General features: G+C 70.4%; 14 protein-coding genes. 13 read left to right on the forward strand and 1 reads right to left on the reverse strand.

Annotated features, from left to right (window positions below):
• The first annotated feature begins 193 nt into the window (after positions 1-193).
• From chvE to arfA, 4 genes are all read left to right on the forward strand, one after another.
• The gene (gene chvE, locus EV386_RS16820) at positions 194-1,348 is read left to right on the forward strand and encodes a multiple monosaccharide ABC transporter substrate-binding protein (protein WP_130416436.1); all 1,155 of its coding nucleotides are present in this window, start codon (positions 194-196) and stop codon (positions 1,346-1,348) included.
• A 94-nt stretch (positions 1,349-1,442) separates the two neighbouring features.
• Positions 1,443-2,987 carry a multiple monosaccharide ABC transporter ATP-binding protein gene (mmsA, locus tag EV386_RS16825; RefSeq protein WP_130416437.1) on the forward strand — a complete coding sequence of 515 codons (1,545 nt, stop codon included), beginning with the start codon at positions 1,443-1,445 and terminating at the stop codon, positions 2,985-2,987.
• Entirely contained in the window at positions 2,984-4,165 is a 1,182-nt protein-coding gene (gene mmsB, locus EV386_RS16830; protein WP_130416438.1) for a multiple monosaccharide ABC transporter permease, read from the forward strand. Before mmsA ends, mmsB begins: the two co-directional genes overlap by 4 nt.
• Positions 4,166-4,275: 110 nt before the next feature.
• A complete protein-coding gene (gene arfA / locus EV386_RS16835) occupies positions 4,276-5,796 on the forward strand; it encodes an arabinosylfuranosidase ArfA (RefSeq protein ID WP_130416439.1) in 1,521 nt (506 codons plus the stop codon).
• A gap of 83 nt (positions 5,797-5,879) precedes the next feature.
• Here arfA and EV386_RS16840 read toward each other — a convergent pair whose 3' ends face one another.
• Positions 5,880-6,896 carry a DUF7662 domain-containing protein gene (locus tag EV386_RS16840; RefSeq protein ID WP_130416440.1) on the reverse strand — a complete coding sequence of 339 codons (1,017 nt, stop codon included), beginning with the start codon at positions 6,894-6,896 and terminating at the stop codon, positions 5,880-5,882.
• Positions 6,897-8,432: 1,536 nt separating this feature from the next.
• On the opposite strand from EV386_RS16840, the gene EV386_RS16845 reads away from it, so the two are divergent.
• The 9 genes from EV386_RS16845 to yjfF all read left to right on the forward strand — a co-directional run bounded on the left by EV386_RS16845 (position 8,433) and on the right by yjfF (position 16,959).
• Positions 8,433-8,615, forward strand: coding sequence for a hypothetical protein (locus EV386_RS16845; RefSeq protein WP_130416441.1), 183 nt, complete (start codon positions 8,433-8,435; stop codon positions 8,613-8,615).
• Positions 8,616-9,176: 561 nt separating this feature from the next.
• Positions 9,177-9,977 (forward strand): hypothetical protein, encoded by an 801-nt coding sequence (locus tag EV386_RS16850; protein WP_130416442.1) that lies wholly within the window; start codon positions 9,177-9,179, stop codon positions 9,975-9,977.
• An 8-nt stretch (positions 9,978-9,985) separates the two neighbouring features.
• Positions 9,986-10,705, forward strand: coding sequence for a TetR/AcrR family transcriptional regulator (locus EV386_RS16855; RefSeq protein WP_130416443.1), 720 nt, complete (start codon positions 9,986-9,988; stop codon positions 10,703-10,705).
• Entirely contained in the window at positions 10,695-11,486 is a 792-nt protein-coding gene (locus EV386_RS16860) for an ABC transporter ATP-binding protein (protein WP_130416444.1), read from the forward strand. Before EV386_RS16855 ends, EV386_RS16860 begins: the two co-directional genes overlap by 11 nt.
• On the forward strand, positions 11,483-12,205 hold the full coding sequence (locus EV386_RS16865) for an ABC transporter permease (RefSeq protein WP_130416445.1): 723 nt from the start codon (positions 11,483-11,485) through the stop codon (positions 12,203-12,205). Before EV386_RS16860 ends, EV386_RS16865 begins: the two co-directional genes overlap by 4 nt.
• 165 nt (positions 12,206-12,370) lie before the next feature.
• Complete coding sequence (locus EV386_RS16870; protein WP_130416446.1) at positions 12,371-13,366, forward strand: ABC transporter substrate-binding protein; 996 nt, start codon at positions 12,371-12,373, stop codon at positions 13,364-13,366.
• Between the two features lie 19 nt (positions 13,367-13,385).
• Positions 13,386-14,912 (forward strand): sugar ABC transporter ATP-binding protein, encoded by a 1,527-nt coding sequence (locus EV386_RS16875; RefSeq protein ID WP_130416447.1) that lies wholly within the window; start codon positions 13,386-13,388, stop codon positions 14,910-14,912.
• The gene (locus EV386_RS16880) at positions 14,909-15,940 is read left to right on the forward strand and encodes an ABC transporter permease (protein ID WP_207216559.1); all 1,032 of its coding nucleotides are present in this window, start codon (positions 14,909-14,911) and stop codon (positions 15,938-15,940) included. Before EV386_RS16875 ends, EV386_RS16880 begins: the two co-directional genes overlap by 4 nt.
• The gene (yjfF, locus tag EV386_RS16885; protein WP_207216560.1) at positions 15,940-16,959 is read left to right on the forward strand and encodes a galactofuranose ABC transporter, permease protein YjfF; all 1,020 of its coding nucleotides are present in this window, start codon (positions 15,940-15,942) and stop codon (positions 16,957-16,959) included. The genes EV386_RS16880 and yjfF overlap by 1 nt, the downstream gene beginning before the upstream one ends.
• The last annotated feature ends 6 nt before the right edge of the window (positions 16,960-16,965 follow it).

Raw genomic sequence — 16,965 nt, forward strand, 5'->3', positions numbered from 1 at the left:
GTGCGCTGGTCGTGCGCTGATCGTGCGCGGGGCTGGGCGGTCGGGGGGACTTGCGGGCGACACCCGTGGCGTCATGACGCGGCGCCGTCTGGCGCACGACGAGCGCGGATTGTGCCCCACCGCGATGTGAGCGCTAACATCGTTTTCGTGCCGGTCACGCGACCGGTTCTCGATGACGAGAAAGGAAGTCCCGATGAAGCGCCTCGCCTCTCGCGTGGTCGCCGCCGCCGCGACCGCGACCCTCGCCCTAGGCCTGACCGCGTGCGCCGGGGGTGGCGCCGGGTCTGCCGACGACGGCGACGCCTCGCGCGACCCGAGCGACATCACCGTGGGCGTCGCCATGCCGACGCAGACCTCCGAGCGCTGGATCGCCGACGGCAACTCCGTCCGCGAGGGCCTGGAGGCCGCCGGCTTCGAGGTCAACCTGCAGTTCGCGAACGACGACATCCCCACCCAGCAGCAGCAGATCGACCAGATGATCACGCAGGGCGCCGACATCCTGATCGTCGCCTCGATCGACGGCACGGCCCTGGCCAACCAGCTCCAGGCCGCCGCCGACGCCGGCATCCCGATCATCTCCTACGACCGCCTCATCCGGGACACGAAGAACGTCGACTTCTACGTCACGTTCGACAACTTCCAGGTCGGCGTCGACCAGGCCACGTCGCTGCTGCACGGCCTCGGCGTCGTGGACGCCGACGGCAACGAGACGGGCGAGACCGGGCCGTTCGTGGTCGAGCTGTTCGCCGGCTCGCTCGACGACAACAACGCGCACTTCTTCTGGGACGGCGCGATGCAGACGCTCCAGCCGTTCATCGACGACGGCACGATCGTCGTCGGCTCGGGTCAGACGAGCATCGAGCAGGCGGCCACGCTGCGCTGGTCGCAGGAGACCGCCCAGCGGCGCATGGAGGACCTGCTGACCGCCCACTACGGCGGTGGCTCGGGCCAGCTCGACGGCATCCTGTCGCCGTTCGACGGCATCTCGCGCGGCATCATCACGGCGCTGCAGAACGCGGGCATCGGCCCGACGCTCGCCGAGGGTCTGCCCGTCGTCACCGGTCAGGACGCCGAGATCGCCTCGGTCGCGCTCATCGACCAGGGTGTGCAGTTCTCGACCATCTTCAAGGACACGCGCCTGCTCGCCGAGCAGGCCGTCACGGCCGCCAAGGCCTTCGCCGCCGGGCAGACCCCGACGCCGAACGACACCGAGTCCTACGACAACGGCATGAAGGTCGTGCCGTCGTTCCTCCTGCAGGTCGACACCGTCACGGCTGACGACATCCAGTCGGTGCTGATCGACTCGGGCTTCTTCACCCCGGAGCAGGTCGCCCGCGGCCAGATGTGACCGGGCCCTCCGGTTCCCTCCGCGGGGGCTCGTCGGCGCCGAGCCGGCGGGCCCCCGCGTCCCGCGACCAGACAACGACGTAAGGACGGCGAGCATGTCGAGCACGATCCTCGAGATGCAGGACATCACCAAGGACTTTCCCGGGGTCAAGGTTCTCAAAGACGTGAGCCTCAAGGTCACCGAGGGCGAGATCCACGCGATCTGCGGCGAGAACGGCGCCGGCAAGTCGACGCTCATGAAGGTGCTCTCGGGCGTCTACCCGCACGGCACCTACGGCGGCCGCATCCTCTACCAGGGCCGCGAGGTCGAGTTCGGCGACATCAAGGACTCCGAGGCGCAGGGCATCGTCATCATCCACCAGGAGCTCGCGCTCGTGCCGCACCTGTCGGTGGCCGAGAACATCTTCCTCGGCAACGAGGTCGCCAGCCGCGGCATGATCGACTGGCACCGGGCCAACGCCGAGGCGTCGGCGCTCATGGAGCGAGTGGGCCTGACCGAGAAGCCCATCACGCCGGTCGGCCAGCTCGGCGTCGGCAAGCAGCAGCTCGTCGAGATCGCCAAGGCCCTGAGCAAGGACGTGTCCCTGCTGATCCTGGACGAGCCGACGGCGGCGCTCAACGACACCGACTCCGAGCACCTGCTCGGACTGCTGCGCGGGCTGCGCGAGCAGGGCATCACCTGCATCATCATCAGCCACAAGCTCGGCGAGATCGAGGACATCGCGGACTCGACGACGATCATCCGCGACGGCGGCGTCGTCGAGACCATCGACATGCACGGCCCCGACGCGACCCAGGACCGCATCATCCGCGGCATGGTGGGCCGCGACCTCGACCAGCGCTTTCCCGCGCGCAGCGTGGCCATCGGCGAAGAGGTCTTCCGCGTCGAGCGGTGGCGCGTGCACCACCCCACCCAGCCGCGGGTCGTCGTCGAGGACGCGTCCTTCGACGTCAAGGCGGGCGAGGTCGTCGGCATCGCCGGGCTCATGGGCGCCGGGCGCACCGAGCTCGCGATGTCGGTCTTCGGGCGCACCTATGGCCGCGACATCTCGGGCAAGGTCTACCTGCACGGCAAGGAGGTCGACACCCGCACGGTCGAGGCGAGCATCGCCAACGGCCTGGCGTACGTGTCCGAGGACCGCAAGCACTACGGCCTCAACCTCATCCAGGACATCAAGACCAACATCTCCGCGGCCGGCCTCGGCAAGCTCTCGCGGCGCGGCTTCATCAACCGCAACGAGGAGATCGCCGTCGCCGAGCGGTTCCGTGGCGTGATGAACATCAAGACGCCGTCGGTGATGCAGATCGTCAACAACCTCTCGGGCGGCAACCAGCAGAAGGTCGTGCTGTCCAAGTGGCTGCACACCGCGCCCGAGGTGCTCATCCTCGACGAGCCGACCCGAGGCATCGACGTCGGCGCGAAGTACGAGATCTACACGATCATCAACGAGCTCGCCGCGCAGGGGAAGGCCGTGGTCGTCATCTCCTCCGAGCTGCCCGAGCTGCTCGGCGTCTGCGACCGCATCTACGCGCTCGCCTATGGCCGCATCACCGGCCAGGTCCCCGTCGCGGAGGCCACCCAGGAGCGCCTCATGGAGCTCATGACCATCGAGAAGACCAGCAAGGAGGCTGTCCGATGAGCGCCCTCGCGGACGTCAAAGACCTGTTCACCCGCAACCTGCGCACATCGGGCATCTACATCGCCTTCGTCGCGATCGTGCTGCTGTTCACGGTGCTCACCGACGGCATGCTGCTGCAGCCGGGCAACCTGACGAACCTCGTCCTGCAGTTCTCCTACGTGCTGATCCTCGCCCTGGGCATGATCCTGGTGATCATCGGCGGGCACATCGACCTGTCGGTCGGGTCGGTCGTGGCGCTGTCCGGCGCCGTGTCGGCCGTGCTCGTCATCCGGCACGGAATGCCCTGGTGGGTCGGCATCCTGGCCGCGCTCGGCGTCGGCCTGCTGGTCGGCGCCTGGCAGGGCTTCTGGGTCGCCTACGTCGGCATCCCGGCCTTCATCGTGACCCTCGCGGGCATGCTGCTGTTCCGCGGCATGACGTTCCGTGTGCTCGACAACGTCTCGCTCTCGCCGTTCCCGCGCGAGTACCAGCAGGTGGCCAGCGGCTTCATCAACGGCCTGCTCGGCGGTCCCGGGTTCGACGTGTTCACCCTGGTCATCGGCGCGTTCGCCGTCGTCGGCTTCGCCTGGACGCAGTGGCGCAACCGTCAAGGCCGCCTGCACTACCGCCAGCCGGTCGAGACGATGGGCCTGTTCGTCGCCAAGCTCGTGATCGTCGCCGCCGTCGTCATGGCGTTCGCATGGCAGCTCGCCAACTCGCGCGGCCTGCCGATCGTGCTCATCATCCTCGCGGTGCTGATCCTGACCTACCAGACCATCACCACGCGCACGGTGTTCGGCCGCCACATCTACGCGATCGGCGGCAACCTCCCGGCCGCGCTGCTGTCGGGCGTCAAGGTCAAGAAGGTCAACTTCTGGATCTTCGTCAACATGGGCCTCCTGGCGGGCGTCGCCGGCGCGGTGTTCTCCTCGCGGTCCAACGGCGCACAGCCCGCGGCCGGCAACATGTTCGAGCTCGACGCAATCGCCGCGTGCTTTATCGGCGGCGCCTCGACCTCGGGTGGCGTGGGCCGCGTGACGGGAGCGATGGTGGGTGGCCTCGTCATGGCCGTCATGTCCAACGGCATGCAGCTCATGGGCGTCGACCAGTCGACGCAGCAGATCATCCGCGGTCTGGTGCTGCTGCTGGCCGTCGCGTTCGACATCTACAACAAGCGTCGGGCCGGCGCGGTGCGCTGACCGCGCGCCCGCACCTGACCGCTGACTCCGCCCGGCGCCGCAGATCCCGGCGCCGGGCGCAGTCGCACCCGGCCCCCGCGGCCACCGTTCCCACGCCGAGGAGTCCACCCATGCTGTCCGCCCTCGTGACCATCGACCCGGCGTTCGTCGTCGGCCCGGTCCGCCCGCGCACGTTCGGCTCGTTCGTCGAGCACCTGGGCCGGTGCGTGTACACCGGCATCCACGACCCGAGCCACCCGACCGCCGACGCCGACGGCTTCCGCGGCGACGTCGTCGACCTGGTGCGTGAGCTCGGCGTCACGACGGTGCGCTACCCGGGCGGCAACTTCGTCTCGGGCTACCGCTGGGAGGATGGCGTGGGCCCGATCGCCGAGCGCCCGCGCCGACTGGACCTGGCGTGGCACTCGACCGACCCCAACCTCGTGGGCGTGGACGAGTTCGTGCGCTGGTGCCGCAAGGCGGACGTCGAGCCGATGATGGCGATCAACCTCGGCACACGCGGCGTGCAGGAGGCGCTCGACCTGCTGGAGTACTGCAACGCGCCCGTGGGCTCCTACTGGGCCGACCAGCGCGCGGCCAACGGCTCGCCCGAGCCCCACAAGATCCGCATGTGGTGCCTGGGCAACGAGATGGACGGGCCGTGGCAGACGGGCCACAAGACGGCGCACGAGTACGGGCGGCTGGCCGCGGAGACCGCGCGCGCGATGCGCCAGATGGACCCCGACCTGGAGCTGGTGGCCTGCGGGTCCTCCGGGTGGGGGATGGCGACGTTCGGCGCGTGGGAGCACACCGTGCTGACCGAGTCCTACGACCAGGTCGACCTCATCTCGGCGCACGCCTACTACCACGAGCAGGACGGCGACCTCGCCTCGTTCCTCGCCTCGCCGGTCGACATGGACCGGTTCATCGACGACGTCACGGCGACCGCGGACGCGGTGCGCGCGGCGGGCAAGCACACCAAGCGCGTCCACATCTCGTTCGACGAGTGGAACGTCTGGTACGTGGACCGCGCCGAGTCGCGTCCGCCGTCGGGCGACGACTGGCCGGTGGCGCCCGTGCTGCTGGAGGACCGGTACAACGTGGCCGACGCCGTCGTCGTCGGCGGGCTGCTCATCTCACTGCTGCGCCACACCGACCGGGTGCACGCGGCCTCGCTCGCGCAGTTGGTCAATGTGATCGCGCCGATCATGACCGAGCCGGCCGACCAGGGCGGGCGCGCGTGGCGGCAGACGACGTTCCACCCGTTCGCGCTCACCGCGCAGCACGCCAAGGGCGAGGTGCTGCGCCTGGCCGTGGACGCGCCCGAGCACGAGACCGCCAAGTACGGGCGCGTGCCGGTGCTCGACGCCGTCGCCACGCATGACCCGGCCACGGGCGGCGTGAGTGTGTTCGCGGTCAACCGGTCGCTGACCGAGACCGTGGCCCTCGACGTCGACCTGCGCGGCTTCCCCGGCCTGCGCGTGGCCGAGGCGGTCACACTCTCCCACCCCGACCACACCTGGACCGCCACCCCCGACAACCCCACCTCGGTGCGGCCGACCGCCAACCCCACCGCCACCGTCACCGACCACCACGCCACCACCCACCTCCCCCCGACCTCCTGGACCCTCCTCCACCTCACCCACCCCTAACCCCACCCCCGAGATACCGGTCCTCGGTCATGGGTCGTCGTTCTGGTGACCGGGTGCAGTTCAGGCGGTGAAGCCCCGTGGAGTCATTCGCTCCCGCTCGATGGCGGCCGGATTCCCACGCGGAGTGCTTCAGAGATCACGGCGCGCACCAGCTCAGCCCTCTGGTCGTCAAGTGACAGGTCGACCACAGTGACGGGAGCTGTGTACGTCTTCTCGCGTAGGGACCAGGCGTGCGGCTGCCACGAACCGCGCCCCAGAAGTCCTTCGAACGTGACGGACCGCGCACGATGGTCGGTGGTCTTGACGACGTACCCCGCAGCCTGCCAGGCACGAACGTGGGGACGCTGCCGACCGCCCCCTCCGCCCTTGGCCCACCATGCGTCACCGCCCGTCCTGCGTGCCGCCTTCGGGCTCCGAACAGCAGTCTCGGGCAGCCCAGGCGGCCCGAGGATCTCGTCGATCTCGGAAAATGTCAGCGTGACCTCGTTCTCTGGCCGGGCAACGAGGGCTTCGTAGAGCGGGTAGTACCTTGAGCTAGCCCTCGGCGGCATGCCCGCATTCGACTCCGACCAGGTCGACTCAAGAAGTGACTGGAACTCCTCTGGACTGTGGGCCGGGTCTTCATGCACCGACGGAAGGTGAAGCGTCTCAACCGCAAGGTGATCGAGGCTCGACGTCGCAAGGCCGCAAAGCTGAGCCTGCAGGTTTTCGATCAGCGCCGACCGGCGCACCTCGCTCGCCAGGACGACGTTGTCGGTGATCCTCCAATCACCGTCCCACCGGAGCCGCAGCGCCCTAGAGATGCCAAGAAGCGACTCGGCGTCCACGCTGGCCACCCCCAGCACGAGTAGCCTGAGGTGCTCCCGGGTAATCTCGGCGGCCTGCACGACGTGGGTCATCACATCACCCAGCGTGAGGCCCGTGGCCTCCGCTGCCGAGAGCATGGCTGAGAGGACCTTTCGGCCGACAAGGTCACTAAGTGCTCTCGCTCGCGCGACGTCGGGCATGGAGTGCTTGTCGGCCCTGAACGGCGGCAGCAGCGCGCCCCGCAACCCGGGCGGGATGTCATCGTGATCCAGGGTCCAGACGGCGAGCGTCACCCGGTCTGCTGGGGCGATATCCGCGAGACCCGATGCGGAGGGCACGTCGCGGGCTGCCAACGCCATGGGACTCCGCGCGCGCAGGTACAGCTCTGCGCGACTCGCCAGCACACGAAAGCGTCCGCCCAGGAGGTTGACGTACCGGTCCCAGAGGGCGTCTCCACGGTGGCACGGGCACGCGCATGCGATGGACCCCGCGGGGCGCTCCTTCGGTTGGCACGTGCACCCCGCCGGCAGATGCTCGACCGTGGCGGCCGCCCGCAACTCATGAAGCTCAGCATGGAAGCCCCGCCCGGTTACACCGTGCCACTGCCACGTGGTCCACAAGACCTCCGGTAGCCACGCGACCACCGCCTTGTACGCACTGCGGAACTGCTGCTCGATGTGGTTCAGACGCGCCTCCCTGTCTGCCGACTCACCCTCGCCCGGGCGCCCGCTCGGATGGTGCCAAGGCGGCGCATAGCGGGAGGAGATGTCGTGGGTCGGAAGGCGGCGCAGCTCGTTCAGCCACCTCGGTGTGGACTCGGCGTCGGAGCGTCCCACCAGGGCTGGTGGAAGCCTGTCCTGCACCAACCACCGCAGCCTGCTGTCCACCCAGGGCACCCACGGTTCATGACCTATCGCACTCCGATGGGCAGAGCACGCCTCACCGTCCGCCCGCGCCGCCTCTTCGGACAGTGCCACCTGAATCTCGGGCCATGAGGGCAGACGGGTACTGCTCGGTATCTCCGTAGGATTGCGTGCCACCTTGAGGGCTGTCTCTAGATCCGAGCTGCGAGGTTCGGAAGAGCAAAAACCTAGGAAAAACAACATCCGGGCGATCAGACGCGCGAGACTCGTGTCCATGGCCTCGACTGTACGCCCGGGGGAGTCTTCGGTAGAAATCACAGCGTCATAGCAGATGCTGTGAATATGTACCTGGTCAAGCGGGGAACAGCGCGGCAGGATGGCTCTTGCGGGCGGGACAGGCGCCCGCAGGACGACAGGAGATTGCACATGGCACAGCGAGCAGTCCGCACCGTTCGTGCGCGCAGCTTCCCGAGGGGGCGGCGGACCGGTCGCCGCAGACATCCGAGCGGCCGCTGCCTCGGCAAGATCCGGTACCGGGACCACGGGGAAGCTATCGTCGCGCTCCACTCGACCCAGGCGAGGGCCCGGCGCGACCTCACTGACGCAGGCCGAACGAGTCGCCACGAGCAGCGGGTGTATCCGTGCGCCCGCTGCTCCGGATGGCACCTGACGTCCTGGCAGGCAGCGGAGCAGCCGCTTCCTGCGTGAATCTCAGAGAGCCGCAGACCGAAACCGGAAGGGAGGTGAACGTCTTGAGCCTCATCGCAGCACTCCTCGGCAGCCTGCTCCACTGGCTGGCCGACAGGGTCCTCGCGTGGCTTCTCGCAGCGGCCACCGCGTAGCAGAGTCGGCGCGTGTGCGGCGGATGCCGGGTCCCCGACCCCGTCGCACACGCGTCGCCGGTTCCGGCAACCCACTCGGGCTCCGGCGCCGGACGAGCGCACAAACACAGGAGATGTGAGGAAGATGGCGAAGAACATCGGCGGACGGCGCGCTGGCGCGGTTACCAATCGCGTCCAGTTCGAAACGCCCGGCGGAACGTACGTCAAGACCGACCGGCTAGGCGTCATCATCTCGGTGAAGAAGTCCCCCGGCCCTTACCGAGGAGTGGCGAAGGTGAGTGCCCCGCCCAAGCCCGCGGGCCGCTGAACATGAGACTCCACGGGCCCATGCCAGATGGCGCAAGCTCGGCTTGGTAGTGGCGACGGCGGCCACGCGCGCACGCTCCTGACACAGTGTCTCGGCCTCGTGCTCAAGTGCGCCACGGCCCTGGCTGCCGCGGTCGCACGCAGCGCGGCCACCGCAGTTTGGTCGTCATCGACCTCCGCGATCGTGGCGGCCAAGGACGGCCACACGGACGAGCGCGCGGCGACCGATCGGACGCGCGAGATGCCCCACCAGCGCGGGCAGAGGCCCGCGCATGGTTGGGGCAGGTCCCGGACCCGCACTCGAAGTTCGGGCGCAGGTACCCGCTGGTGAGCGTGCTCGCACTGGTCCTCGCGGCGGTGGCCCTCGGCGCGCACGATCAACCGGGTCCTGGAGAAGATTAACCACGCCCGGTTCGACGAGATCACCCATGCCTGGCTTGCCGACCGGGCAGCGCGCACCGGTGCCGTGCGTGGGCGCCGCGGGGTGCGGGCGCCGATCCGTGGCCTGGCGATGGACGGCAAAACGTTACGCTGCGCCCGCACGAGCGCCGGTGGGCGCCTCGTGGCCGAGCAGATGTTCGCTGCTGCGTGGCACGACACCGGCGTGGTCGCCGAGCAGGACCGGATCGTGGGCGGGGACGCGACCGGCGCGTTGGCGCCCCTGGTCGAACGGCTCCACACGCGCGGCGAGCTCGGGCCGGATGTATGCGTGACGGTGGACGACAAGCACGCCCAACGGTCCATGGCCGATGCCGTGCGCGACACGAGCACGCACTTCTTGGTCACGATCAAGGACAACCAGCCCACGCTCCGCACGCAGATCGCGGCCCTGGACTGGGACGCCGTGCGTGCCTACGCCACCCGGGATCGGGCGCCCGGGCGCGTCGAGGAACGCACGGTGCGTACCGTGACACTCGGCGTACACCTGCATGGGTGCGGGTGGCGAGACGTTGCCCAGGTCGGGCAAGTCACCCGCCGGACCCTGCGGAAGAAGACGCCGACGGCCGAGCCGTCCTGGACCCAGGAGACCGTGCACATCATGACCTCGCTGCCCGCCGGGCGCGCAGGCATCGCGACGATCGGCGACCTGGTCAGGATGCACTGGGCATCGAGAACCGTGTCCACCACGTGCGCGACATGGCCATGGGTGAGGACCACCACACGGCGCGCACTGGGAACCCGGCCGCGAAGTGGTCCTGCGTGTGCAACCTCGTCCTGGGCCTCCTACGCCAAAGCGGCGCCAAGAACATCGCCGCAGCACAAGCGTCCACGAACCGGGATCCCGCGAAGTTCCTCGCCCTCATCGCGACATAGCGCAAGCCAGGTCACGACCAGGAAAAGAACGCCGAGCCCCTGGGGTTAGATGGGAGTGTGGGTGATGGGGTGGACGGCGTGGGGCGGCGGGGGCGGCGGCCTGCGGGGCAGGAGACGCGCGGGGCGATCCTCGCCGCCGCGCGCGAGGAGTTCCTCACTCAGGGGTACGACGCCGCCTCGATGCGCGCTGTCGCCCGCCGCGCCGGAGTGGACCCGGGTACGGTGCGCCACTGGTTCGGCGACAAGGGGCGGCTTTTCGCCGCCACGGTCGGCCTGTCCGACATCGACCCGGGCGCGCTCATGCGCGCCGCCGTCGAAGGCCCGCTCGACGGCATCGGCGAGCGGATCGTGCGCCGCGTGCTGGAGGTCTGGGACGCCGACGACGGCGGCGCCGGCATCCGCATCGCGCTGCCCGTCGTGCTGGGCGACCCCGAACGGCGGGCGCTGCTGCCGCAGTTCCTCGGGGCCGAGGTGCTCGGCCCGATCGCAGCCCGGCTCGACCCGAACAGCGCGCGACTGCGGGCCTCGCTCGCCGCGACACAGATGGTCGGCGTGCTGCTGGCGCGCTACGTCGTCGGGCTCGACCCGATCGCGTCGATGCCGGCGCGCGAGGTCGCGGCCATCGTCGGGCCCACGCTGGAGCGGTACCTCGTGGGCGAGTTGACGGGCGGGCGCTCCCGCGGCGTCAGGGCCGACGGCGTCACGGGTGACGGCGATCACGTCGACTCCCTTGCGCCCGGGCCCTTGCGGGCGCACAATTCCCCGCATGGTGAATAACTCGCCGAGCGGCGCGGGCGCGACCCCGGCGCCCCCGTCCGCGCCGCCCGCTGTGCGCGTGCGCGGGCTGACCGTCGTCCGCGGCGGCAGCACGATCCTCGAAGGCCTCGACCTCGACGTGCCGAGCGGTCGGGTCGTCGGACTGCTGGGCCCGTCGGGCTCCGGCAAGACGACGCTCATGCGCTCGATCGTCGGCGTCCAGGCCAATGTCACGGGCGACCTGCAGGTGCTCGGCGCGCCCGCGGGGTCGCCGTCGCTGCGCCGCCGCGTCGGGTACGTGACGCAGTCGGCCTCGGTCTACGCCGACCTGTCGGTCACCGAGAACCTGCAGTACTTCGCGGCGCTCGCGGGCCTGCGGGGGGCGGCGGCGCGCGGCGCGGTCGCGGCCGCCGTCGACGCGGTCGACCTCGGTGGGCATGAGCGCCAGCAGGTCGTCACCCTCTCGGGCGGCGAGCGCTCGCGCGTCTCGCTCGCCGGAGCGCTCGTGGCCGACCCCGAGCTCCTGGTGCTCGACGAGCCCACTGTGGGCCTCGACCCGGTGCTGCGCCGCGACCTGTGGACGATGTTCCACCGGCTCGCCGACGAGGGGCGCACGCTGTTGGTCTCCAGTCACGTCATGGACGAGGCGGCGCGGTGTGACCGGCTGTTGCTGCTGCGCGCGGGCACGCTCGTCGCCGACACCACGCCCGACGCGCTGCTCGCCGAGACCGGCGCTCCCGACGCCGAGCGGGCGTTCCTGACCCTGATCGACCGCGCGCACACCGACGCAGGCGCCCGATGAGCCTGACGATCGCGACGGCGAGCCGGGTGCTCGGCCAACTGCGCCACGACCACCGCACCGTGGCCCTCATCCTGCTGCTGCCGTGCCTCATCGTGGGCCTGGTCGCGTGGATGTTCGACGGCACACCGGTGCTCGACCAGTTCGGCCCGGTGCTCGTCGGGTTCTTCCCGCTCTTCGTGATGTTCCTGGTCACGAGCGTGGCCACGCAGCGCGAGCGGTCGAGCGGCACGCTCGAACGCCTCATGACCACGCCGCTGCGCAAGGGCGACCTCGTGGCCGGCTACGCGCTCGCCTTCGGCGGGCTCGCCGTCGTGCAGGCATTCGTCGTCGTCGGATTCGCGCTGGGCGTGGGCATGGACGTGGCCGGGTCGCTCGGGCTGGTGGTGCTGGTCGCGCTGCTCGACGCCGTGCTGGGCTGCACGCTGGGCCTGGCGGCCTCGGCCGCGGCGCGCACCGAGTTCCAGGCCGTGCAGATGATGCCGGCGGTCATCATCCCGCAGATCATCACGTGCGGGATCCTCATGCCGCGCGACCAGATGCCGCAGATCCTGGAGTGGATCAGCCGCGTGCTGCCGCTGACCTACGCGGTCGAGGCGCTGCAGCACCTGGCGGCTGGTGCGCAATGGGCTGACGTGCGGGGAGCGATCGGCGTGATCGTGCTGTGGATCGTGGGCGCCGTGGTGCTGGGCGTGCTGACGCTGCGCCGTCGCACCGAGTGAGGGCGCGCGCCGTCGGGGCGCACGCGAGCGGCGGGCGACGCCCCGCGGACGTTCACCAAATTGTGACCCGAGGCACTTCTCCGCGCCACGTGTGAGCGTTAACATCCTCGACATCGGTTTCATGCCGTCACGGCGCCACTCCGGTGGCGGTCTCGAGGAGGAGACATGGCACGCACGCACCACCCACGCCGTACCGTCCTGGCAGCGCTCGCTGCCACATCCCTGCTCGCGCTCGGCGCGTGCAGTTCCGGCAGCTCCGCGAACACCGCCGACAACGGCGGCGATGACACCATCACCATCGGGTTCGCCCAGGTGGGCGCCGAGTCCGGCTGGCGCACCGCCAACACCGACTCCATCAAGAGCACGCTCACCGCGGACAACGGCTTCGACCTCAAGTTCTCCGACGCCCAGCAGAAGCAGGAGAACCAGATCCAGGCGATCCGCTCCTACATCGCCCAGGGCGTCGACGTCATCGCGTTCTCGCCCGTCGTCGAGTCGGGTTGGGACGCGGTGCTCCAGGAGGCCAAGCAGGCGGGCATCCCGGTCATCCTCACCGACCGCGCCGTCGACACCGACGACGACTCGCTCTACGAGTCGTTCATCGGCTCCGACTTCGTCGAGGAGGGCCGCCGGGCCGGCGAGTGGGTCTCGCAGAACCTCGGAACGGAGCCGATCAACGTCGTCGAACTGCAGGGCACCACGGGCTCGGCGCCCGCGATCGACCGCAAGGAGGGCTTCGCCGACGCCATCGCCGACAACTCCAACGTCACGGTCATCGACTCGCAGACCGGCAACTTCACGCGCGCCGAGGGCAAGACGGTCATGGAGGGCTTCTTGCAGGCGCACTCCGACATCGACGTGGTCTTCGCCCACAACGACGACATGGCGCTGGGGGCGATCGAGGCCATCGAGGCCGCCGGCAAGGTGCCCGGCAAGGACATCAAGCTCATCTCGATCGACGGCGTCAAGGACGGCATGACCGCCCTGGCCGACGGCAAGATCAGCTACATCGTCGAGTGCAACCCGCTGCTGGGCCCGGACCTCGCCGAGATCGCCAAGAAGGTCGTGGCGGGCGAGCCGGTCGACAAGCGCATCGTCACGAAGGACGAGGCTTTTGACCAGGAGGCCGCCAAGGCCGCGCTCCCGGACCGCAAGTACTGAGCAGGGGCGAGCGCTGAGCATGAGCGAGGCCACCGCCGTCGTCGAGATGCGGGGCATCACCGTCCGATTCGGCGAGGTGCTCGCGCTCGACGGCGTCGACCTCACGCTGCGCCGCGGCGAGGTGCACGCCCTGATGGGGGAGAACGGGGCCGGAAAGTCGACCCTGATCAAGACCCTGACGGGCGTGTACCAGCCGACGGCCGGGTCGGTCGCCGTCGAGGGGCGGCCCGTGGCGTTCAGCGGTCCGGGCGACGCCCAGGCCGCAGGCGTCAGCACCGTGTACCAGGAGGTCAACCTGTGCGAGAACCTCTCGGTCGCGGAGAACGTCATGCTCGGCGCCGAGGCGCGGCGCGCGGGGTGCGTCGACTGGCGCACCACCCGGCGCCGCGCCGCCGACCTGCTGGCCCGGCTCGATGTGCGCATCGACCCGGCGTCCTCGCTCGGCGCGCACTCGCTCGCCGTCCAACAGCTCGTGGCGATCTGCCGCTCGCTGGTGGTCGATCCCCGGGTGCTGGTGCTCGACGAGCCGACGTCGAGCCTCGACGCCGACGAGGTCGAGCGGCTGTTCCGCGTCGTGCGGCGCCTGCGCGACGACGGCGTGGCCATCTTGTTCGTCTCACACTTCCTTGAGCAGGTCTACGCGATCAGCGACCGCATGACGGTGCTGCGCAACGGCCGGCTCGTCGGGGAGTTCCGCACCGCCGAGCTGCCGCGCCGCGAGCTCGTGCGCCACATGATCGGCGGCTCGCTCGAGGTGCTGGAGCAGATCGACCAGGCGCCGCGCCGCGCCGTCGTCGCGGGCGCCGGCGCGCGTCCGGTGCTGCAGGCCGTGGGGCTGGGGCGCAAGGGCGCCATCCAGCCCTTCGACCTGGACGTGCACACGGGCGAGGTCGTGGGGCTGGCGGGACTGCTGGGCTCGGGGCGCACCGAGCTTGCGCGGCTCCTGACGGGCGCCGACCGCGCCGACTCGGGCCGGTTGCGCGTCGATGGGCGTGCGGTGCGGTTCGGCGCCCCGCGCGCCGCGCTGCGCCGCAAGATCGCCTACTCCTCCGAGGACCGCAAGGGCGAGGGGATCGTCGGCGACCTCACGGTGCGCGAGAACATCGTGCTCGCGCTGCAGGCAGACCGCGGCTGGGCCCGCCGCCTGCCCGCCCCGCTGGTCGACGAGATCGTCGAGCGGTACATCACCACGCTCGCCATTCGCCCCGCGAACCCGGACGCGCTGGCGCGCAACCTCTCGGGCGGCAACCAGCAGAAGGTGCTGCTCGCCCGCTGGCTCGCCACCGCCCCGCGCGTGCTGGTGCTCGACGAGCCCACGCGCGGCATCGACGTCGGCGCCAAGGCCGAGATTCAGCGCCTGGTCGCCGACCTGGCGTCCCAGGGTATGGCTGTCGTGTTCATCTCGGCCGAGCTGGAGGAGGTGCTGCGCCTGTCGCACCGGGTCGCGGTGCTGCGCGACCGCGCCAAGGTCGGCGAGCTGGACAACACCGACGACGTCGGCGTGGACGCCGTCGTCGACCTCATCGCGAGCGGGGAGGCCTCGTGAACGACCTGCTGCGCCATCGGCTGTTCTGGCCGGTCGTCGCGCTCGTCGCGCTGGTGGTCGCCAACACGGCGCACCAGCCCGACTTCCTCGCGATCCGGACGTTGGACGGGCACCTGTTCGGGTCGCTGATCAACCTGCTGCGCCAGGGCTCGCCGCTGCTGCTGGTCGCGCTCGGCATGACGCTCGTCATCGCGACGCGCGGCATCGACCTGTCGGTCGGGGCCGTGGCCGCGATCGCCGGGGCCATCGGACTGACCTTCGTGGCCGGGGCCGGCGACCCGGCGTCGCCGGCGACCGTCGCGATCGCGTGCGCGCTCGCCCTGGGCGTGTGCGCGGTGCTCGGGGTGTGGAACGGGTTCCTCGTGACGGTGCTGGGCATCCAGCCGATCATCGCGACGCTCGTGCTCATGACCGCCGGGCGCGGCATCGCCATGCTCATCACGGGCGGGCAGATCACCACGGTGACCAGCGCGCCGTTCAAGGCGATCGGCACCGGATTCTGGCTCGGCCTGCCGATCCCCGTGATCATCGCGGCCGCGGTGCTGGTGGGCGTCGCGCTGCTCACGCGGCGCACCGCGCTGGGCATGCTCATCGAGTCGGTGGGCGTCAACCCGCCCGCCGCGCGGCTGGCCGGGGTCAGCGCGCGCGGCCTGACCTGGTCGGTGTACGTCGTCTCGGCGCTGTTCTCAGGCCTGGCGGGCCTCATGATCGCCGCCAACACCATGGCCGCCGACGCCAACAACGCGGGCCTGTTCATCGAGCTCGACGCGATCCTCGCCGTCGTCATCGGCGGCACCTCGCTCGCGGGCGGGAAGTTCTCGCTGTCGGGGACGCTCGTGGGCGTGCTCGTCATCCAGACCCTGAGCCTGACGGTGACGATGCTCGGCATCTCGCCGTCGGTCACGCCCCTGTTCAAGGCCGTGGTGGTGATCGCGGTGTGCCTGGCCCAGTCGCCCGCCGTGCGCGAGCGCCTCGCGGCCCGGCGTCGGCCGCCCGCGGCCGCCGCCACGACCCCGGAGGTGGCCTGATGACCGTCGTCGAGTCCCCGGCCTCCACGCCCGTGACGATGCTGCGCGGCGCCGCGCGCCGGGTGCGGCTCGACCGCCGGTACCTGCCCGTGGTCGGCACGCTCGTGGTGCTCGCGCTCATGCTCGCCGTGGGCGGTGGCCGTTACGAGGGCTTCGTCTCCGGGCGGGTGCTGTCGAACCTCCTGATCAACAACGCCCACTTGGTCGCGCTCGCGGTGGGCATGACGTTCGTGATCCTCACGGGGGGCATCGACCTGTCGGTCGGCGCCGTGGTGGCGCTGTCGGGCATCGTGGCCGCCGTCGCCTTCCGGGCCGGGATGCCCGCCGCCGTGGTGATCCCGGTGGTGGTGCTGGTCGGTACGGTGATCGGCCTGCTGGTGGGGGTCATGGTGCACGTCTTCGGGGTGCAGCCGTTCGTGGCGTCCCTCGCCGCGATGTTCCTGGCCCGGGGGCTGTGCTACGTCATCGCGCCCGAGTCGGTGCCGATCCGCGACGAGACGTTCGTCTCGTTCAGCGACGTCAGCCTCGACCTCGGCGGCGGGTGGCGGATCACGGGCGCCGGGATCATCGCGCTCGCCGTCGTGGCGCTCGCGCTCTGGCTGCTGCACTACACGCGGTTCGGGCGCACCGTCTACGCGATCGGCGGCTCCCAGCAATCGGCGCTGCTCATGGGCCTGCCCGTGGCACGCACCACGGTGCTGGTCTACGTCGTCTCGGGCACGTGCGCGGGGATCGGCGGCCTGCTGTTCGCCATGTTCTCCCGATCGGGCTACTCCCTGACGGGTGTGGGCATGGAGCTCGACGCGATCGCCGCCGTCGTCATCGGCGGCACCCTGTTGACCGGAGGCACGGGGTTCGTGCTGGGCTCGCTGATCGGCGTGCTCGTGCTGGGCCTCATCCAGACCGCCATCACGTTCGAGGGCACGCTGTCGTCGTGGTGGACGCGCATCGTCATCGGCGCGCTCGTGCTGGTGTTCGTGGTGCTGCAGCGGGTGCTGGCAGGGCGTCGGGTGGCCTGAGGCGGG

This window comes from Xylanimonas ulmi (genome assembly GCF_004216535.1).
GTDB lineage: Bacteria > Actinomycetota > Actinomycetes > Actinomycetales > Cellulomonadaceae > Xylanimonas > Xylanimonas ulmi.

Excerpts from the sequence above, each read along its gene's own strand:
- chvE (WP_130416436.1), top strand. The coding sequence starts at position 194 with ATGAAGCGCCTCGCCTCTCGCGTGGTCGCCGCCGCCGCGACCGCGACC.
- mmsA (WP_130416437.1), top strand. The coding sequence starts at position 1,443 with ATGTCGAGCACGATCCTCGAGATGCAGGACATCACCAAGGACTTTCCC.
- mmsB (WP_130416438.1), top strand. The coding sequence starts at position 2,984 with ATGAGCGCCCTCGCGGACGTCAAAGACCTGTTCACCCGCAACCTGCGC.
- arfA (WP_130416439.1), top strand. The coding sequence starts at position 4,276 with ATGCTGTCCGCCCTCGTGACCATCGACCCGGCGTTCGTCGTCGGCCCG.
- EV386_RS16845 (WP_130416441.1), top strand. The coding sequence starts at position 8,433 with ATGGCGAAGAACATCGGCGGACGGCGCGCTGGCGCGGTTACCAATCGC.
- EV386_RS16860 (WP_130416444.1), top strand. The coding sequence starts at position 10,695 with ATGGTGAATAACTCGCCGAGCGGCGCGGGCGCGACCCCGGCGCCCCCG.
- EV386_RS16865 (WP_130416445.1), top strand. The coding sequence starts at position 11,483 with ATGAGCCTGACGATCGCGACGGCGAGCCGGGTGCTCGGCCAACTGCGC.
- EV386_RS16870 (WP_130416446.1), top strand. The coding sequence starts at position 12,371 with ATGGCACGCACGCACCACCCACGCCGTACCGTCCTGGCAGCGCTCGCT.
- EV386_RS16875 (WP_130416447.1), top strand. The coding sequence starts at position 13,386 with ATGAGCGAGGCCACCGCCGTCGTCGAGATGCGGGGCATCACCGTCCGA.
- yjfF (WP_207216560.1), top strand. The coding sequence starts at position 15,940 with ATGACCGTCGTCGAGTCCCCGGCCTCCACGCCCGTGACGATGCTGCGC.